This window comes from Kocuria sp. KH4, assembly GCF_053711175.1.
Genome location: NZ_JBSJYX010000023.1, coordinates 22,203 through 38,473, shown reverse-complemented (window position 1 = coordinate 38,473; position 16,271 = coordinate 22,203). Strand labels below are relative to the sequence as shown.

At 74.4% G+C, this 16,271-nt stretch carries 14 protein-coding genes; 4 read left to right on the top strand and 10 right to left on the bottom strand.

Annotation, left to right across the window (positions count from 1 at the left end):
• Positions 1-89 precede the first annotated feature (89 nt).
• The gene (locus ACWCOM_RS14940; protein WP_454549542.1) at positions 90-512 is read left to right on the top strand and encodes a fluoride efflux transporter FluC; all 423 of its coding nucleotides are present in this window, start codon (positions 90-92) and stop codon (positions 510-512) included.
• Complete coding sequence (locus ACWCOM_RS14935; RefSeq protein WP_454549541.1) at positions 509-880, top strand: fluoride efflux transporter FluC; 372 nt, start codon at positions 509-511, stop codon at positions 878-880. The genes ACWCOM_RS14940 and ACWCOM_RS14935 overlap by 4 nt, the downstream gene beginning before the upstream one ends.
• Positions 881-926: 46 nt before the next feature.
• Here the strand turns inward: ACWCOM_RS14935 and ACWCOM_RS14930 are convergent, their stop codons facing one another.
• The 4 genes from ACWCOM_RS14930 to ACWCOM_RS14915 all read right to left on the bottom strand — a co-directional run bounded on the left by ACWCOM_RS14930 (position 927) and on the right by ACWCOM_RS14915 (position 6,400).
• Positions 927-2,642 (bottom strand): dipeptide ABC transporter ATP-binding protein, encoded by a 1,716-nt coding sequence (locus ACWCOM_RS14930; protein WP_454549540.1) that lies wholly within the window; start codon positions 2,640-2,642, stop codon positions 927-929.
• A gap of 13 nt (positions 2,643-2,655) precedes the next feature.
• On the bottom strand, positions 2,656-3,618 hold the full coding sequence (locus ACWCOM_RS14925; RefSeq protein WP_454549539.1) for an ABC transporter permease: 963 nt from the start codon (positions 3,616-3,618) through the stop codon (positions 2,656-2,658).
• Positions 3,615-4,619, bottom strand: a complete 1,005-nt coding sequence (locus tag ACWCOM_RS14920) for an ABC transporter permease (protein ID WP_454549538.1) — start codon at positions 4,617-4,619, stop codon at positions 3,615-3,617. The genes ACWCOM_RS14925 and ACWCOM_RS14920 overlap by 4 nt, the downstream gene beginning before the upstream one ends.
• 92 nt (positions 4,620-4,711) lie before the next feature.
• Positions 4,712-6,400 carry an ABC transporter substrate-binding protein gene (locus tag ACWCOM_RS14915; protein ID WP_454549537.1) on the bottom strand — a complete coding sequence of 563 codons (1,689 nt, stop codon included), beginning with the start codon at positions 6,398-6,400 and terminating at the stop codon, positions 4,712-4,714.
• Positions 6,401-6,673: 273 nt separating this feature from the next.
• On the opposite strand from ACWCOM_RS14915, the gene ACWCOM_RS14910 reads away from it, so the two are divergent.
• Positions 6,674-6,931 (top strand): DUF6480 family protein, encoded by a 258-nt coding sequence (locus tag ACWCOM_RS14910; protein ID WP_454549536.1) that lies wholly within the window; start codon positions 6,674-6,676, stop codon positions 6,929-6,931.
• A 97-nt stretch (positions 6,932-7,028) separates the two neighbouring features.
• Here ACWCOM_RS14910 and ACWCOM_RS14905 read toward each other — a convergent pair whose 3' ends face one another.
• From ACWCOM_RS14905 to ACWCOM_RS14895, 3 genes are all read right to left on the bottom strand, one after another.
• Complete coding sequence (locus ACWCOM_RS14905; RefSeq protein ID WP_454549535.1) at positions 7,029-7,859, bottom strand: VOC family protein; 831 nt, start codon at positions 7,857-7,859, stop codon at positions 7,029-7,031.
• A gap of 131 nt (positions 7,860-7,990) precedes the next feature.
• Positions 7,991-9,007, bottom strand: a complete 1,017-nt coding sequence (locus ACWCOM_RS14900; protein WP_454549534.1) for a DNA topoisomerase IB — start codon at positions 9,005-9,007, stop codon at positions 7,991-7,993.
• 110 nt (positions 9,008-9,117) lie between these two features.
• Positions 9,118-10,230: a hypothetical protein gene (locus ACWCOM_RS14895; protein ID WP_454549533.1), complete on the bottom strand. Its 1,113-nt coding sequence runs from the start codon at positions 10,228-10,230 to the stop codon at positions 9,118-9,120.
• Positions 10,231-10,625: 395 nt separating this feature from the next.
• Here ACWCOM_RS14895 and ACWCOM_RS14890 point away from each other — a divergent pair, with 395 nt between their 5' ends.
• The gene (locus ACWCOM_RS14890; RefSeq protein WP_454549532.1) at positions 10,626-10,889 is read left to right on the top strand and encodes a hypothetical protein; all 264 of its coding nucleotides are present in this window, start codon (positions 10,626-10,628) and stop codon (positions 10,887-10,889) included.
• Positions 10,890-10,943: 54 nt separating this feature from the next.
• On the opposite strand, the gene ACWCOM_RS14885 is transcribed toward ACWCOM_RS14890, so the two are convergent.
• Genes ACWCOM_RS14885 through ACWCOM_RS14875 form a run of 3 tightly spaced genes read right to left on the bottom strand, consistent with a single transcriptional unit; the run spans position 10,944 to position 16,092 of the window.
• Positions 10,944-13,328: a GNAT family N-acetyltransferase gene (locus ACWCOM_RS14885; RefSeq protein ID WP_454549531.1), complete on the bottom strand. Its 2,385-nt coding sequence runs from the start codon at positions 13,326-13,328 to the stop codon at positions 10,944-10,946.
• On the bottom strand, positions 13,325-14,629 hold the full coding sequence (locus ACWCOM_RS14880; RefSeq protein ID WP_454549530.1) for a lysine N(6)-hydroxylase/L-ornithine N(5)-oxygenase family protein: 1,305 nt from the start codon (positions 14,627-14,629) through the stop codon (positions 13,325-13,327). Before ACWCOM_RS14880 ends, ACWCOM_RS14885 begins: the two co-directional genes overlap by 4 nt.
• Entirely contained in the window at positions 14,629-16,092 is a 1,464-nt protein-coding gene (locus ACWCOM_RS14875) for a pyridoxal phosphate-dependent decarboxylase family protein (protein ID WP_454549529.1), read from the bottom strand. The genes ACWCOM_RS14880 and ACWCOM_RS14875 overlap by 1 nt, the downstream gene beginning before the upstream one ends.
• Positions 16,093-16,271 lie beyond the last annotated feature (179 nt).

The following is a 16,271-nucleotide window of genomic DNA, read 5'->3' as shown; positions in this document are numbered from 1 at the left end:
GCCGGTAGGATCGAGCCGCCCGCCCGGATCTTCGGGCGCACCGTGCGCCGACCGGCCGTCGCGCTGAGGCCGACCACGAGGAGACCTCCATGCGCCGACTCCCGCCCCGACTCCCCCACCGGCGCCTGCTGCCGGTCCTCGCCGTGGGCCTGGGCGGCGCCCTCGGCACCGGGGCCCGCCACGGGGTCGCGGCGGCGCTGCCGGCGGTGTCCGGCTGGCCGGTGGCCACCCTTGCGGTGAACCTGCTCGGGGCCTTCCTGCTGGGGATGCTCCTGGAGGGCCTCCTGCTGCGCGGTGCGGAGACCCCCCGCCGGCTGCTGCTGCGCCTGGGCGCCGGGACCGGGTTCCTGGGCGGGTTCACGACCTTCTCCGCCCTCGCCCTCGAGGTGCAGCGGATGCTCTCTGCCGGGTCGCCCGGCCCGGCGCTGGCCTACGCGGGGGTCTCCCTGGCCGGCGGCTTCACCGCCTGCCTGGCCGGCGTCCTGCTCGCCGCCCGGGGACGGCCCGCATGACCACCCTGCTGATCTGCCTGCTCGGCGGGGCCGGGGCGACGGCCCGGTTCGTCGTCGACGGCATGGTGCGACGGCGCGCGGCGACGTCCTTCCCGGTCGGCACGGTGACCGTCAACGTGACGGGGTCCTTCCTCGCCGGGGTGCTGACCGGCGCGGCGCTGGCCGGGGCCCTGGGCGGTCCCGCGCTCACCGCGGCCGTCACCGGCTTCTGCGGCGGGTACACCACCTTCTCCACCGCGATGGCCGACACCGTGCGGCTGGCCAGGGACGGCCGGGTGCGGGACGCGGTGCTCAACGCCGTGGGCACCGCGGCGCTCACCGTGCTCGCCGTGCTCGCCGGCCTGGCCGCGGCGGCGCTGCTCCTCTGAATCCCCGGGCCGCGGCACGGCCCGGCCGGCGGTCCCGGTCCGCGGCTCAGGCCCCGACGCGCAGCTCGTTGCCCGGGATCGAGGCCAGCAGCCGCCGGGTGTAGGGATGGCGCGGGTTCGTGAAGATCTCCTCGCTCGCGGCGGCCTCCACCAGCTCGCCGTCCTTCATCACGCACACCTCGTCGGAGATGAGCCGGACCACCGCGAGGTCGTGGGAGATGAACAGGTAGGACAGCCCGAACTCCTCCTGCAGCCGGCCGAGCAGGTCCAGGATCTGCTTCTGCACGAGCACGTCGAGCGCCGACACCGGCTCGTCGCACACGATGAGCTCCGGCTGCAGCGCCAGGGCCCGCGCGATCGCCACGCGCTGGCGCTGCCCGCCCGAGAGCTCGTTGGGGTAGCGGTTGACGGTCGAGGGCGGCAGCGCCACCTCCTCGAGCAGCCACTTCACCCGGTCCCGCCGCTCGCCCCGGTCGCCCCGGCCGTAGGTGGACAGCGGCTCCTCGACGATCCGCCCGATGGTGAACATCGGGTTCAGGGACGAGTAGGGGTCCTGGAAGATCGGCTGCACGCGCTGGCGGAACGCCGCCAGCCGCTTGCCGCGCAGCCCCGTCACGTCCTGGCCGTCGAAGCGGATCGACCCGGAGGTGGGCTCGTAGAGCTTCAGCAGCATCCGCGCCGTCGTCGTCTTGCCCGACCCGGACTCCCCCACGATCGCCACCGTCCGGCCCCGGGGCACGGTGAGCGAGACGTCCCGCACCGCCGTGAAGTCGGGCTGCCCCAGCCGCCCCTTGAAGACCTTGGTGAGGTCCTCGATCACCACGAGCGGCTCCCGCGGGGCGCCGGACCCGGGATCGGCGGGGACCGCCGTCGAACCGTGCGCCGGGGCCGCCGGGCCCCGGCGCGGGTCCGCGGCCGGCGCGGAGGGCGCCCCGACGCGGGCCGCCGCCACCGAGGGCGCCGCCTGCACGAGCCGGCGCGTGTACTCGTGCCGCGGGTCCTCCAGCACCTGCGCGGACGGGCCGGCCTCCACGATCCGGCCCCGGTGCATCACCACGATGTCCTGGGCGCGCTCGGCGGCCAGCCCGAGGTCGTGGGTGATCAGCAGCACGGACGTGCCGATCTCCTCGGTCATCCGCTCGATCTGGTCCAGGATGGTCCGCTGCACGGTGACGTCCAAGGCGGAGGTCGGCTCGTCGGCGATGAGTAGCCGCGGCCGGCAGGCCAGCCCGATCGCGATGAGGGCGCGCTGGCGCATGCCCCCGGAGAACTCGTGCGGGTACTGGGCGGCGCGGCGCTCGGGCTCGGGCAGGCCGGCGGCCGCCAGGGCCGCGACGACGTGCTCGTGCACGTCCTTGCGGGTGGCCAGGCCGTGCACGAGCAGCGTCTCGGCGACCTGCTGCCCCACCGTGGTCACGGGGTTGAGGTTGGACATGGGGTCCTGCGGCACCAGGCCGATCTGGCGGCCGCGGACGGCCCGCATCCGGGACTCGTCCAGGCCCACGAGCTCCTGCCCGGCGAACCGCACGGACCCGCCGGTGACCCGGCCGTTGCCGGGCAGCAGGCCGATCACGGACATCGCCGTGGTGGACTTCCCGGAGCCGGACTCCCCCACGATGGCCAGGGTGCGGCCCTGGCGCAGCGTCAGGGACGCCTCGTGGACGGCCTGGACCGGCCCGTTCATCGTCGTGAAGGCCACGGCGAGGTCCTCGACCTCGAGCAGGGGGGCGTCGGCCCGGGGGACGGGGTTCTCTGCGCTCATCGCTGGGTGCACCTCACGCGGTTCGGGACTTGGGGTCGAGGGCCTCCCGCAGGGACTCCCCCAGCAGGGTGAAGCCCAGGGCGGTGACGGCGATGCACAGCCCGGACAGGAACGCCAGCTGCGGGGCGATCGCCAGCTCGGCCTGGGCGTAGGTGAGCATCCGGCCCCACTCCGCCGTCTGCGGCACACCGCCGCCCAGCCCCAGGAAGGACAGGGCGGCCGCGTCGATCACCGCCGTGGCCAGGGTCAGGGTGCCCTGCACGATGACCGGCCCGGTGCTGTTGGGCAGCAGGTGGCTCATGGTGATGGTGCTCCGGGACAGTCCCAGGGTCTGGGCCGCCAGGACGTAGTCCGCGCCCTTCTGGGAGAGCATCGAGGAGCGCAGCAGCCGGGCGAAGATGGGCACCTGCGAGGCGCCGATCGCGATCATCACGGCCCACTGGCTCTGCCCCATGATCGCGGCGATGGACACCGCGAGGAGCAGGTTGGGCACGGAGAGCAGGATGTCGACGAAGCGCATGATGACGCTGTCCACCCAGCCGCCGAAGCCGCCCGCCAGCAGGCCGAGCAGCACGCCGCCGGCCAGGCCCAGCGCGGTGGAGACCACACCGATGACCAGGGAGGCGCGGGCGCCCCAGATCAGCTTGGACAGCAGGTCCCCGCCGAAGCGGTCCAGGCCCAGCGGGTGGCCCTCGACGTCGCCGGGGCCGGGGATCACGGTGGGGGTGATCTCGGTGCGCCCGGGCAGCTCCTCGCCGCCGAACGGGGCGAGCCACGGGGCGAGGAGGGCGACGAGCAGGAACACGCCCACGATCACGGCCCCGGCGATGGCCGCGGGGTTGCGGCGCAGCCGCCGGAAGGCGTCCTGCCACAGGCTCGTGCCGGTCTGCTCGACGGTGCCCGGGACGACCCCGACGGCGTCGGGGCCCTCGGGGTGCGCGGGCCCGGAGGGGGCGGGGGGAAGTGTGGCACTCATTGAACACGCACCCGGGGGTCGATGAGGCTGTAGGAGATGTCCACCAGCAGGTTGATCAGGGAGTAGGCCAGGGCGATGAAGATGATGAAGCCCTGCAGCACGGGGTAGTCCAGGTTGAAGATCGCGTCCCGCAGGAACCGGCCGATGCCGTTGAACGCGAACACGGTCTCGGTCAGCACCGCCCCGGAGATCAGCAGGCCGGTCTGCAGGCCGATGGTCGTGATCACGGGCAGCATGGCGTTGCGCAGGATGTAGCGGCCGCGGATCAGGCCGCGGGTGAGCCCCTTGGCGCGGGCGGTGCGCACGTAGTCGGCGCTCTGCACCTCCAGCACGGAAGCGCGGGTGATGCGCACGATGATCGCCAGCGGGATCGTGCCCAGGGCCACCCCGGGCAGGATCAGGTGCAGGAACGCGTCCCACGCGGCGTCCCACTCCCCGGTGAGCAGACCGTCGAGGACGAAGAAGTTGGTGTAGTGCGTCGCGTCGATGCGCGGGTCCTGCCGCCCGTCCGCCGGCAGCAGCGGCACCTGGATGGCGAGCAGCCACTTGAGGATGAACGCCAGGAAGAAGACGGGCACCGTGATCCCCAGCAGGGACAGCACCACGGAGGAGTGGTCCAGGGTCCGGCCGCGGTGCCGGGCGGCCACGTAGCCGAGCGGGACGCCCACGCCCACCGCGAAGACCAGCGCCACGAGCGCGAGCTCCAGGGTGGCCGGGAAGCGGGTGAGGAACTCCTCCACCACGGGCCGGCCGGTCACGATGGAGGCGCCGAAGTCCCCCCGCAGGAGCTGCCCCATGTAGACGAAGTACTGCTCGATCAGGGGACGGTCGAAGCCGTAGACCTCGTTGATGCGGGCCACGGCCTCGGGGGTGGCCTTGTCCCCCAGCAGCGCCGTGGCGGGGCCCCCGGGAAGGGCCCGGACCCAGGCGAAGAGCAGGATCGACAGGCCGAGGAGGGTGGGGATCAGCAGGGCGAGCCGCTTGCCGATGACTCGGAGCATTCCGGTCCTTCCGGACGGGGAGGGGCGGGGGAAGACCGTCGGGAGACGGGGGCGGCCCGGGGGCGGCGCGCGCCGCCCCCGGGCCCCGAGGCTCACTCGCTGAGCTGGATGCGGTTGAAGACCTCGTCGTTGACCGGGCTCACCGGGTAGGACTCCACGCGGGCGTCGAAGGCGAGCGACGGCGCCGGGTTGGCCAGGGGCACGGCCGGCAGCTTCTGCATGATCTGGTCGTTGATCTCCTCGTAGACCGGGGTCTGCTCCTCGATGCTGGTCAGCTCGCGGGCGTCGGCCAGCGCCCGGAACAGCTCGGGGTCGTCGAAGCCGAACTCGGGCTTCTCCTGGCCGAAGAACACGCCCACGAAGTTGTCGGTGTCGTTGTAGTCACCGGTCCAGCCCAGCAGGTGCAGGTCGTGCTCCGAGGTGCCGTTGACCCGGTCCAGGTAGTCCGGGGACCACTTGTCCGGCTGCGGGTTGACGGTGATGCCCACCTCCTCGAGCTGGGCGGTGAGCGTGGTGAACGTCTGCTCCGGGTTGGGCATGTAGGGCCGGGAGACGCCCGTGGGGTAGCTGAAGTCCAGCTCGAGGCCGTCCGCGTAGCCGGCCTCCGCGAGCAGCTCGCGGGCCCGCTCGGGGTCGTACTCGTACTGGGTGACGTCCTCGTTGTAGCCGTTGACGGACTCCGGGATGAACTGCGTGGCCACGGTGGTGCCCTCGGGCAGCGTCTGGGAGACCAGGGCCTCCTTGTCGATCGCGTGGGCGATGGCCTGGCGGACGGCGGGCTCCGCGAGCTCCTCCTGGGCCTGGTTGAAGCCGAGGTAGAGGATGGTGAACGGGTCGCGGGTGACCACGTTGTAGCCGCCGTCCTTCAGCGCCTGGGTGTCGGCCGGCGCCACGAGGTCGTAGCCGTCCACGCTGCCGGACTCGAGGGCCTGGCGGCGCGCCTGCGGGTCGTCGATGATGCGGAAGATGACGTCGGTGACCTGGCCCTGCTCGCCCCAGTAGTCCTCGTAGGCGGAGAGGACCACCTGGTTGCCCACGTCCCAGGACTCGAACCGGAACGGGCCGGTGCCCACGGGGTGGCCCTGCGCGTACTCGGAGAGCTCCGGGGACTCCGCGGTGCCGCCGGCGGTGTCCGCACCGTACTCCTCGAGCGCCGTGGGGGACTGCATGGCGAAGGCCGGCAGGGACAGGGCGGCGATGAAGCCGGCGAACGGCTTGTTCAGCGTGACCTGGGCCTCCTGCGCGCCGGTGGCCTCGCAGCCGGCGTAGATGGCCTGCTCCGGGGAGTCCGCGAAGCCCTTGAAGAGCGAGCCGTAGTAGTAGGCCATGTTCTCGGACTGGAGCAGGCCCTCGAAGTTGTACCAGCGGTCGAAGTTCGTGCAGACCGCCTCCGCGTCGAAGGCCGTGCCGTCGTGGAAGGTCACGCCGTCCTTGAGCTGGAACGTGTAGGTCCTGCCGTCCTCGGACTGCTCCCACGACTCCGCCAGCAGCGGCTCCGGCTCCGCCGAGCCCTCCTGCACGCCCACGAGCCCCTCGAAGATCTGGCGTGAGACGCGGAAGGACTCGCCGTCCTGGGCGAACGCGGGGTCCAGGGACTTGGGGTCGGACGACGCCGCGAAGACGAACGTGCCGTCGACGTCGCCGGCGGCGGCCTCCCCGGACCCGCCCTCCTCCTCCCGGTCCGAGGCGAGGCAGCCGGTGAGCGCCAGGGAGGCCGCGGCGGCCAGGGACGTGACGGCGAGGGCGCGGCGGGCGCGCCCCGGGCGGAATGGCGTGGACATGAACGGACTCCTCGGAAGGGCGAGTGGCAGCCCCCGCTCCGGGGCGCGGAGCAGGGACGTGGTCCCCGGGCTGCCGACAGGTGTGACGGGCACCACACGGTACAAGTGATACCACGAGTAGCAGCCAATTCTTTCCACACGCACATGGCGCGCATGTTTCCGGCGCCTCACGGCGGCGATCCGTCGCCCGCCACCCACCCAAACCACCAGCAGGCTTGCTAGTCTGCTGGGGAAGGCATTCCGAGCAGGACCGACCGGAGAAAGCAGGGCCCCGTGGCCGAGATCAATCCCGAGCAGGCGCGCAACGACCCGGAGAAGGCCCGGGAGGCCTTGAACGAGGAGTCCGGCCGCAGCATCGCCGGCGACAGCCCGCCCGACGCCGGACTGGGCGTCGGGCCCGACAACCCGGACCTGGACGTGGACCACCCCGGGGACTCCGCGAAGGGCAAGATCGCGATCGCCGCCATCCTGGGCCTGGTGCTGCTGTTCGCCGTGCTGTGGTTCGTGGGAGCCGTCGTCGGCCTGTTCTGAGCCGGCGGGCCGCGGGCGCCCGGGCGCGGCAGTGCCTGGGCCTACCGGCCCCCGACCGCGTCCCCGGTCCGCGGCACGCCGCGGATCCGGGACGCGGTCACGACTCGTCGTCGTCCTCGTCGTCCGCCTCGGCCCAGTCCTGCGAGGAGGGGCCCATCAGGGCGAAGCGCTCCCCGTCCGGGCCGGCGGCGAACACCAGCTCCCCGTAGCCGAACTCCTCCGGCTCCCGGAGCAGGGTGCCCCCGGCCCCGACGACCCGCTCGGCGGCGACGTCGGCGTCGTCGACCTCGAAGCACACCCACCACAGCGGCGGCACCTCCTGCAGGGGGTCGACGTCCTCGGCCGGCACGCCGATCCCGCCCGCGCTGCGGTCCATCCCCGGGACCGTGAACACCGCGTAGGCCTCGTGCCGGGTGCCGATGTCCTGGTAGGTGTAGCCGAAGACCTGCGCGTAGAACCGTTCGGCGGCCTCCTGGTCCGAGGTCAGCAGGTCGCACCACGCCACGGTGCCGTGCCGGCCGACGAGGCTGAAGCCCGTGTGGTCCCCGGGCTGCCACACCCCGAAGGCGGCCCCCGTGGGGTCGATCCACACGCCCATGGTGCCGAAGCGGCCCACCTCCATCGGCTCGAACAGCTGGCGCGCCCCGGCGGCCACGGCGGCCCGGCCGGTCGCCGCGATGTCGTCGGAGGCGAGGTAGACCGCCCAGGCGTGGGGGTCGTCCTCCGTCTCCGGCAGGGCCGGGGACAGGCCCGCCACGGGCTCGCCGCCCACCAGGGCGTTGCAGTAGCCGCCGTACGCGGGGTCCGAGGGCGTGAACCGCCAGCCGAGCACGGCGGCGTAGAAGTCCATGGAGCGGTCCAGGTCGGAGACCATGATGTCCGCCCAGCACGGTGCCCCCGTGGGCCACCGGTCGATGCGCTCGGCCATTCCTGCGTCCTCTCGTGCCGCGCCGGGACAGGGTCCGCCCGGTGCGCGTGGCGCGGACCACGCCCGGGCTCCTCCGCCCCATGGTCGTCCTCCGCGGCCCGGAAGGGAACACCCGGGCGGGCGGGACCGGATCAGGTCAGGAACGACCGCAGGTTCCGCTCGGCCGCCCGGTAGGTGTCGGCGTCGATGGTCTCCCCGTGGTGGAAGCGGTCGATCACCCGCGGGTCCACGTAGGAGCTGCGGGCCACGGTGGGCGTGTTCCCCAGGTGCTCGGCGACCTCCCGCACGGCCGCGGAGACCGCCTTCTTGCGGGCGCTCTGGGTGGGGCGCGTGTCCGCGCGGGCGGCCAGGGCGAGGGCGGCGCTCACCGTGCCCTGCCAGGTGCGGAAGTCCTTGGCGGTGAAGTCCGGCCCGCACCGCTCCCGGACGAAGTCGTTGAGCCGGGCGCTGGTGGTGGTGGCCCACTGCCCGTCCTCGTCCCGGTAGGCCAGGGCCGGCTCGTCCGGGTCCCGCTCCAGCATGGGGGCCAGCGCGGCGGCGAGGTCGGCGTCCCGGAGGGCCAGGGACCACTGGTGCCCGCTCTTGCCGGGGAAGTCCAGGTGCACGTCGTCCCCGTCCACCCGCACGTGCCGCACCAGCAGGGTGGTCACCCCGTAGGAGCCGTTGGACTGGGCGTACTCCTCGTTGCCGATGCGCAGGGCCGCGTCGTCCATGAGCCGGAAGGCCGCGGCGCACGCCTTGTCCTCCGTGAGGCCCTCCGCGCGCAGCAGCCGCGTCACCGCCGGCCGGGCCCGGGGCAGGGTGTCGCCGAAGTCCAGGACCCGGTCGAACTTCTCCCGGTCCTTCAGCTCCCGCCACCGGGGGTGGTAGATGTACTGGCGCCGCCCGGCGCCGTCCACCCCCGTGGCCTGGATGTGGCCGTTGGGCTGCGGGCTGATCCATACGTCCTTCCAGGCCGGGGGGATCGCCAGGCCCCGGATCCGCTCGAGCTCCTCGGGGGCCTCGACCTTGGTCCCGTCCGCGTGCCGGAACACGAAGCCCTTGCCGTGGCCGCGGCGCGTGATCCCGGGGCGGTGGCAGTTGCTGCGCCGGAGCCGCGGCCGGCGCGGGGTGCGGGGCGTGGGCTGGGTCTGCTGCGTGGCGGTCATCGTGTCCTCCCGGGATGAGCTCCCGGACCACGCCCGGGACACCAAGTCTACTGATCACCGCGGCGGCGACGCACGGCCCCCACCCCGGGCCGTGTCGCACGGCGCGGCGCTCAGGGCTCCGAGCGGGTGTACGCGGCGGCGCGCACGGCGTCGTCGTCCTCGAGCCCGGCGCCGAGGGCCCCGCCCACGGTGGCGAGCGTGGCCGTCAGCCACGCCAGCTTGCCGTACTCGGCCGCCCCGGCCGGGGCGCCGATCACCGCCGCGAAGACGTCGCCGTCCACGAGCAGCAGGGCACCGAGCCAGGACAGGGCGAAGACCGCGGCGTAGAACACGACCACGCCGATGGCCACGGTCGCCGCCGTGGCCAGGTTGAACAGCGCCACCTGCTCGCGCTCGGCGCGCCGCCGCGGGCGCTCCCAGAGCCGGGCGCCCACGATCAGCGCACCGGTCACCGCCCCCACCGAGAGCAGGCCCAGCAGCCCCAGGCGCCACGGCCCGTAGGCGGCGGCGAGCAGCCACAGGTCCGAGGCCACCAGGGTCAGCACCCCGGTGGCCGCGGCCAGGGCGAGCAGCCGGGACAGCCGCACCACCAGGGTCCAGGGCCGGTTGGCGCGGATCATCCCCAGCAGCAGGCGCACGTTGCCGCCCAGCACGCGGGCGGTGAACTGCACGGCGTTGTCCTCCGGGTGGTCCTCGAGGTCCTCCGCGCGCTGCCGGGCGCGCCGGACGAGCTCCTCCTGCGCCTCGGCGTCGTCCGCGTCCTCGGCGTCGTGGCCCAGCAGGTGGCCGACCACCCGGACCACGGTCTGCCGGACCTTCTGCCCCACGTGCACCGGGCCGAGGGCCGGGACGGCGACGAGGCCCACGCCGTGCACGGGACTCAGCTGCGTGAGCACCGGGCTGCGGCCGTCCTTGAGGGGGACGTCCGTGAGGACGACGACGAGGTCCCAGTCCTCGTCGAGCATCCGGTCGCGGGCGGCCTCCAGCAGGTCGAGCCCGTCGGCCGGCGGGACCACCAGCCGGTCCTCGGCCGCGGACACGCGCCAGCGCACCCCGGGATAGCGCTCGTGCAGCGGGGCGATCAGGGTGCCGGCGAGGTCCCGGGGCAGGACGCCGGCGATCTGGGGCGAGAGGACGAGGCCGACCAGCAGCTCCGGCACGGGCTCGTGGGCGGCGGGGTTGGCGGCGGCGGGGTCGGCGGCGGTGGAACGGTCGTCGGGCACCGCTCAATCCTGGGCCAGGACCCGGGGAAACGCCACTCGCCGCGGTCCCGCGGCGGCTCCGCCCGCCCGATGACGCGGGCGGGCCGGGATGGCCAAGACCGGGCGTCTCGCCTACGGTGGGACCAGGTCGAGCACACGGCCTGCCCCATGGCGGTTGCACACCAGGAAATCCGGACCGCCGTCCCCGCACTGGCGTCCGACGCGCCCCCGCCACGGCCCCTCCGCACGCCCCGCCCCGTCCCCGACGCACGGGCGGGCGGACCGGCCACCGCGGATCCTCCCGCATCGTGACCATCACCGTGACCATCACCGCGCCCTATCGGCCCGTCACCCGCGCAGCGGGGGCGGCCTCCGCTCCGCACACCCGCTCCGCACTTCCCGTGAAGGACACCACCATGAGCGCACCCACCACCGTGACGCACCGCAGCCCCGCCCCGCCCCCGGCCGCCCAGGACCAGCCCTGCTCCTGCCTGGGCCCGGACGAGATGTTCCCGGCCGCCCTGGCCGCCCTGAGCATGGACGAGCTGCAGGTGCTGCACTCGCGGATCTGCCGTCAGCTCGACCGCGAGTACCTCACCGCGCCGGACGGCCCCCACCCCTGCACCGCCGACCGGCTCCAGGAGCTCGTGCACGAGCTCGACGCCCGCGACGCGGCCTGAAGACCCCGCGTCCGCCCCGCCCGCCCCGGGGCGGGCGGGGCGGACGCGGGCCGGTCAGCGGACGGGCACCCGGGCCGTCACCGGGTTCTCCAGGGTGCCGGCGTACTGCAGGGACGCGGCCTGGTCCGTGAGGTCGACCATCTGCAGGGTGTTGAGCAGCTGCAGCCGGTTGAGGCAGGAGTGCTCGAAGCGGGGCGCGAAGAGCGGCACCCGCGCCGCGCCCGCCGGGTCGGTCCCCGCCACCTCGTGGAGGCAGTCCGCCGCGAGCTCCCAGAACGTGCCGGCCGCCAGCAGCCCGTCGGCCTCGAGCAGGCCCGCCACGTGGCGCAGCACGCCGTCGAACACGTCGGTGTGCACGGACAGGGCCGCCGTCGCGGGGTCCACGACGTGCCGGATCCGGTCGAGGCCCTCCGGCAGGGGACGGTCGGTGACCACGGCGACCTCCTCCCCGATGTCCTTCATGATGGCCCGCCGCGGCACGTGCTCGTGCAGCACGAGGACCACGTTCTCGCCGTGGGGCATGAACACGAGGTCGTGGGCGAGCAGGCACCGGGCGACCGGGGCGAGGTAGGCGTCCAGCAGCCGCCGGACCCACTCCTCGGCGCTCAGCCCGGAGGCGCGCACGTGCACGGAGACCAGAGGGGTGCCCAGGGCGTCCACGTGCAGCAGGGAGGCGAGGGTCGCCAGCCGCTCCCCCGGCCCGGTGCGCCCCACGGGACTCTCCCGCCACAGCGCCGCGAGCATCTTGGTGTGCGGGCCCTCCTCGCCGTGCCCCGAGGCGGCCGCGCGGTGGTAGGCGTCGCCGGTGTAGCCGATCGCCGCGACCTCCCGCAGGACCGAGAACCCGGCCCCGGCCAGCACCGGGTCGGCGGCCACGAGGTCGGCCACCCAGTCGTTGATCGCGGGGGTGTCGCGCATGTACCGGGGGGAGAGCCCGCGCAGGAAGCCCATGTTCTGCACGGCCAGGGCCGTCTTCACGTAGTGCCGCTCGGGACGGGTCGTGTTGAAGAAGGTGCGCACGGACTGCTGGGCCCGGTGCTCGTCGCCACCCTCCCCCAGCAGCACGAGGTCCCGGCGGGCGAGGTCGGGGGCGAAGGTCACGGTGACCCGGTGCTCCCACTGGTGGGGGTGCACCGGCAGGAAGCGGTAGTCCTGCGGGTCCAGGCCCAGCCCGGTCAGCCGGGCCCGGAAGCGGGCGCGGGTCCCGGGGTCGAGCTCGGCGGCGTACAGGGCGTCCTCGTCGAGGCCGCGCCCGGTGTCCACGCGGCTGAGCGAGCGGCGCGCGGCCACCCACACGAGACGCACGGGCCGGGCCGCCTCGGGGGCGTACCGGTCGTGCTCGGTGACGCCCAGGCCGATCCGCCCGTTGTTGGCCACGAAGCCGGGGTGCCCCTCGGTCATGGCGGCCTCGACCTCCTGGAACCCGGCGTCCGCGAGCGCGGACGCCGGGCGGGTGCGGTGCATCAGCTTGTAGGCCGCGGAGGCGAGGGTGCTCGCGATCTCCTCGAGGTAGGTGGCCAGCAGGTGCGCGGGGATGCCCAGCTGCGGGGCGAGCTCGGTGATCAGGGCCTGGGCGTCGGGCTCGGCGTCGGCGCCGGCCACCGTGCGGCGCAGCGAGCCCTCGTCGAGCACCCAGTGCTCCAGCGCGGTGCGCCGTGCCCGGAACCGGTAGCGGGCGGTCCCGGCGCGGACCTCGAAGACGTCCTCGCCCACCGCTTCGGGGTGCACCAGCCGCTCGTGGGCGAACTCGGCCAGGACCTTGCAGCACAGGTGGCGGTGGGCGACGCGCATCGGGTGCAGGCCCAGGTGGGCGGCGGCGGCGGGCCCGGCGGGGACGGCGGCGGCCGGGACCGGGCGGGCGGTTCCCGCCAGCTCGGAGGCCTCGAACTGCTCCCGGGTGCAGGTGCTGAGCAGCGCGGTCTTTCCCGGCAGGGGCAGGGGCCCGTGGACCTCGAAGCCCGCCCGGGCGTTGAGCCGGTGCACGGCCTCGTTGCGGACGTCGGGCTCCACGACGACGCGCCGGGTCCCGGGCCGCTCGAACAGCCCGCGCAGCGTGGCGGCCATCAGGGCGGCGCTCGTGCCGGGCACCGGGGTCCGGGCCGGGGCGAGGAGCAGGTGCATCCCCACGTCGCCGGCGCGGTGGGCGTAGCGGCCGGCGAGGAGCACCTCGGCGGGGTCGTAGGTCTCCACGACGCCCAGCGGGACCCCGTCCAGGCGGGCCAGCCGGGCCTCGCAGCGGGGGTGGTCGGCGACGGCCTCGAAGGCGCGGCGGACGGTGGCGGGGTCGGCGTCGAGCAGGCCCCAGAAGCGGGACCGGGGGTGGGTCAGCCACGCGTGGAGCAGCTCCACGGTGGGCCCGTCCAGCGGCAGCGGCTCGAGGGTGAGGACGCCGCCGGGGGTGGCGAAGCGCTCGGCGGGGGCGGGGTGCGGGGTGCTCATGCGGTCTCCTGGGGAATGCCGAAGGTCTGGAAGGCGATGGCGGGCTCGACCGGGTAGACCTCCCGGCCCGTCACGGCCCGGAGGATCACGCTGTTGCGGTAGGCGCCCATGCCGAGGTCGGGGGCGGTCAGGCCGTGGGTGTGCACCTCGGCGTTCTGCACCCAGATCCGGCGGCGCTCCCGGTCGATCGCGTAGTCGCGGGAGACGTCGTAGCGCCCGGCGTCGTCCCAGGCGATGTCCTCGCGCACCGGGTCGAGGAAGGCCGGGACCTCGGCGCGGTAGCCGGTGGCGAGCACCAGGGCGCCGGTCGTGTGCCGCCAGCAGCGCTCGAGCTCGTCGTCGCGCAGCGCCAGCTCCACCGTCCCGGCCGCGGCGTCCCACCGGGCCCCGGTCAGGGAGGTGTTCGTGGTGAGCAGTCCCGCCGGGCGCCCGTGCACCGAGCGGCGGTAGAGCAGGTCGTGGATCTCGTTCACCAGGTCGCCGCTGATGCCCTTGTAGAGCGTCGTGTGCTCGCGGTTGAGCCGGTCCCGCCGCTGCCGGTCGAGGCCGTGGAAGTGGTCGACGTACTCGGGGGAGGTCAGCTCCAGGGTGAGCTTGGTGTACTCCATGGGGAAGAACCGCGGGGAGCGGGTGATCCAGTCGACCCGGGGGCCGTCCGCCCCGGCGCGCTCCAGCAGGTCCCGGTAGACCTCCGCGGCGGACTGTCCGCTGCCGAGCACGGTCACGCTCTCCCGCCCCAGCAGCTCCTCGCGCCGGGGCAGGTAGTCGCTGGTGTGCAGCACGGGACCGGTCCCGGTCTCGACGCCGGTGGGCACCCACGGCACGGTGCCCACGCCGAGGACCAGGCGCCGGGTCCGCCAGCGCTCGGTCCCGGCCCGGGTGCGGGCGGTGACCGTGTACGCGTCCGCGGCGGCGTCGCGCTCGACGGCGACGACCTCGCGGCCCCAGTGCAGGCTCTCCAGCTGCTCGCTCGCCCACCGGCAGTAGGCGCTGTACTCGGCGCGCAGCGGGTTGAAGTCCTCGCGGATGTAGAAGGGGTAGAGCCGTCCGGTCCGCTTGAGGTAGTGCAGGAAGGACCAGGGGGAGGTCGGGTCGGCCAGCGTGACGAGGTCGGCGAGGAACGGGACCTGGATGGTGGCGTCCTCGAGCATCAGCCCCGGGTGCCAGTCGAAGCCCTCGCGGGCGTCGAGGAACACCGCGTCGAGGTCCTCCAGCGGCGCGGCGAGGCAGGCCAGGCCCAGGTTGAAGGGGCCGATCCCGATGCCCAGCAGGTCGTGCACGCGCCCGGTCGCGGCGGCCATCAGCGCACCCCCGCCGCGGCGGCCAGGGGCGCGGCGTCCCGCGCGGCGGCGCGGACCAGGTCGAGCACCCGCTCGACGTCCGCGGCGGTGGTCAGCGGGTTCAGGAACGTGAACTTCAGGCAGCGGCGTCCGCCGACGACGGTCGAGGCCACGACCGCGCGCCCCGAGTCGAACAGCGCGGTCCGGACCGACTCGACGAGACGGTCGGCCGCGTCGTCGTCGGTGCCCGGGGGCCGGTGCCGGAACAGGACCGTGGAGAGCACCGGCCGGGCCACCAGCTCCATGTCGGGGGCGTCCGCCACGATCCGGCCGGCCTCCTGGGCGAGGTCCAGGACCCGGTCCAGGGCCCGGCCGAGCTCGGGGGCCCCCACGGTGCGCAGGGTCATCCAGAGCTTGAGCGCGTCGAAGCGCCGGGTGGTCTGCAGGGACTTGTCCACCAGGTTGGGCCGCACCGCGTGGCGGGGGTTGAGGTACTCGGCGCTCCAGGTCGAGAAGCGCAGGTCCCGCCCCCGGGCCAGCAGCAGCGCGGAGGCCGCCACCGGCTGGAACCAGGACTTGTGGAAGTCCACGGTCACGGAGTCGGCCCGCTCGATCCCGTCCAGCAGGTGCCGCCGGGTGGGCGAGACGAGCAGGCCCCCGCCGTAGGCGGCGTCCACGTGCAGCCACACGTCGTGCGCCCGGCACGCGTCGGCGACCGCCGGCAGCGGGTCGATCACGCCGAGGTCCGTGCTCCCGGCGGTGGCCACGACCGCGGCGACCTCGTCGCCGGACGCGGCGATCTCGTGCAGGACCCGTTCGAGGGCCACCGGGTCCAGCGCCCCGTCCCGGCCGGCGGGCACGGGGACGACCGCGTCCCCGGGCAGCCCGAGCAGGTGGGCGGCCCGGTCCACGCTGAAGTGCGCGTGCTCGCCCGCCACGACCCGCAGCCGCCCGAGGCGCTCCTGGCGCGGGGCCGGGTGCGGGCGGGACAGCCGCTGCTCGCGGGCGGTGAAGAGGGCCTGCAGGTTGGACTGGGTGCCCCCGGAGGTGAACACCCCGTCCGGCTCCCCCGCCGCGGGGAAGCCGATCCGGGCGGTGGCCCAGTCCACGAGCCGCTGCTCCACCAGGGTCGCGGTGGTGGACTGGTCCCACGTCTCGACCGCGGTGTTCACGGCGGCGGTGAGGGCCTCGGCGGCCACGGCGGGAATGGCCACCGGGCAGTTGAGGTGGGCCATGTAGCCGGGGTCGTGGAAGTGCACGGCGTGGTCGAGGTAGAGCCGGCGCGTCTCCTCGAGCACGGCGGCGACGTCGCCGAGGGGGCGGTCGAGGTCGACCTGCGCGACGAGGTCCTCGAGTTCGGCGGGGGTGGCCGCGGAGCGGGGGCGCTCCGTGCCGGCCAGGTGGACGGCCACCGCGTCGACGGTGCCGTGCAGGGCGCTGGCGTACTGGGCCGGGGTCCGACGGGTGAACAGGAAGTCGTTCATGGGCTCCTCGCAAGGGGGATCGATGGGGCCGGGGGCACGCCTCGGAGTGAGGCAAGCCTTACCTAACCACATCGGCGGAGCGATTACATCATGTCCGTATTGCGTATTCGCCGCCCTCCGCCCTAGGGTGATCCATGTCCGGCGGTTAGGCAAACCTTCCCTAACCGCACTCGCACCGA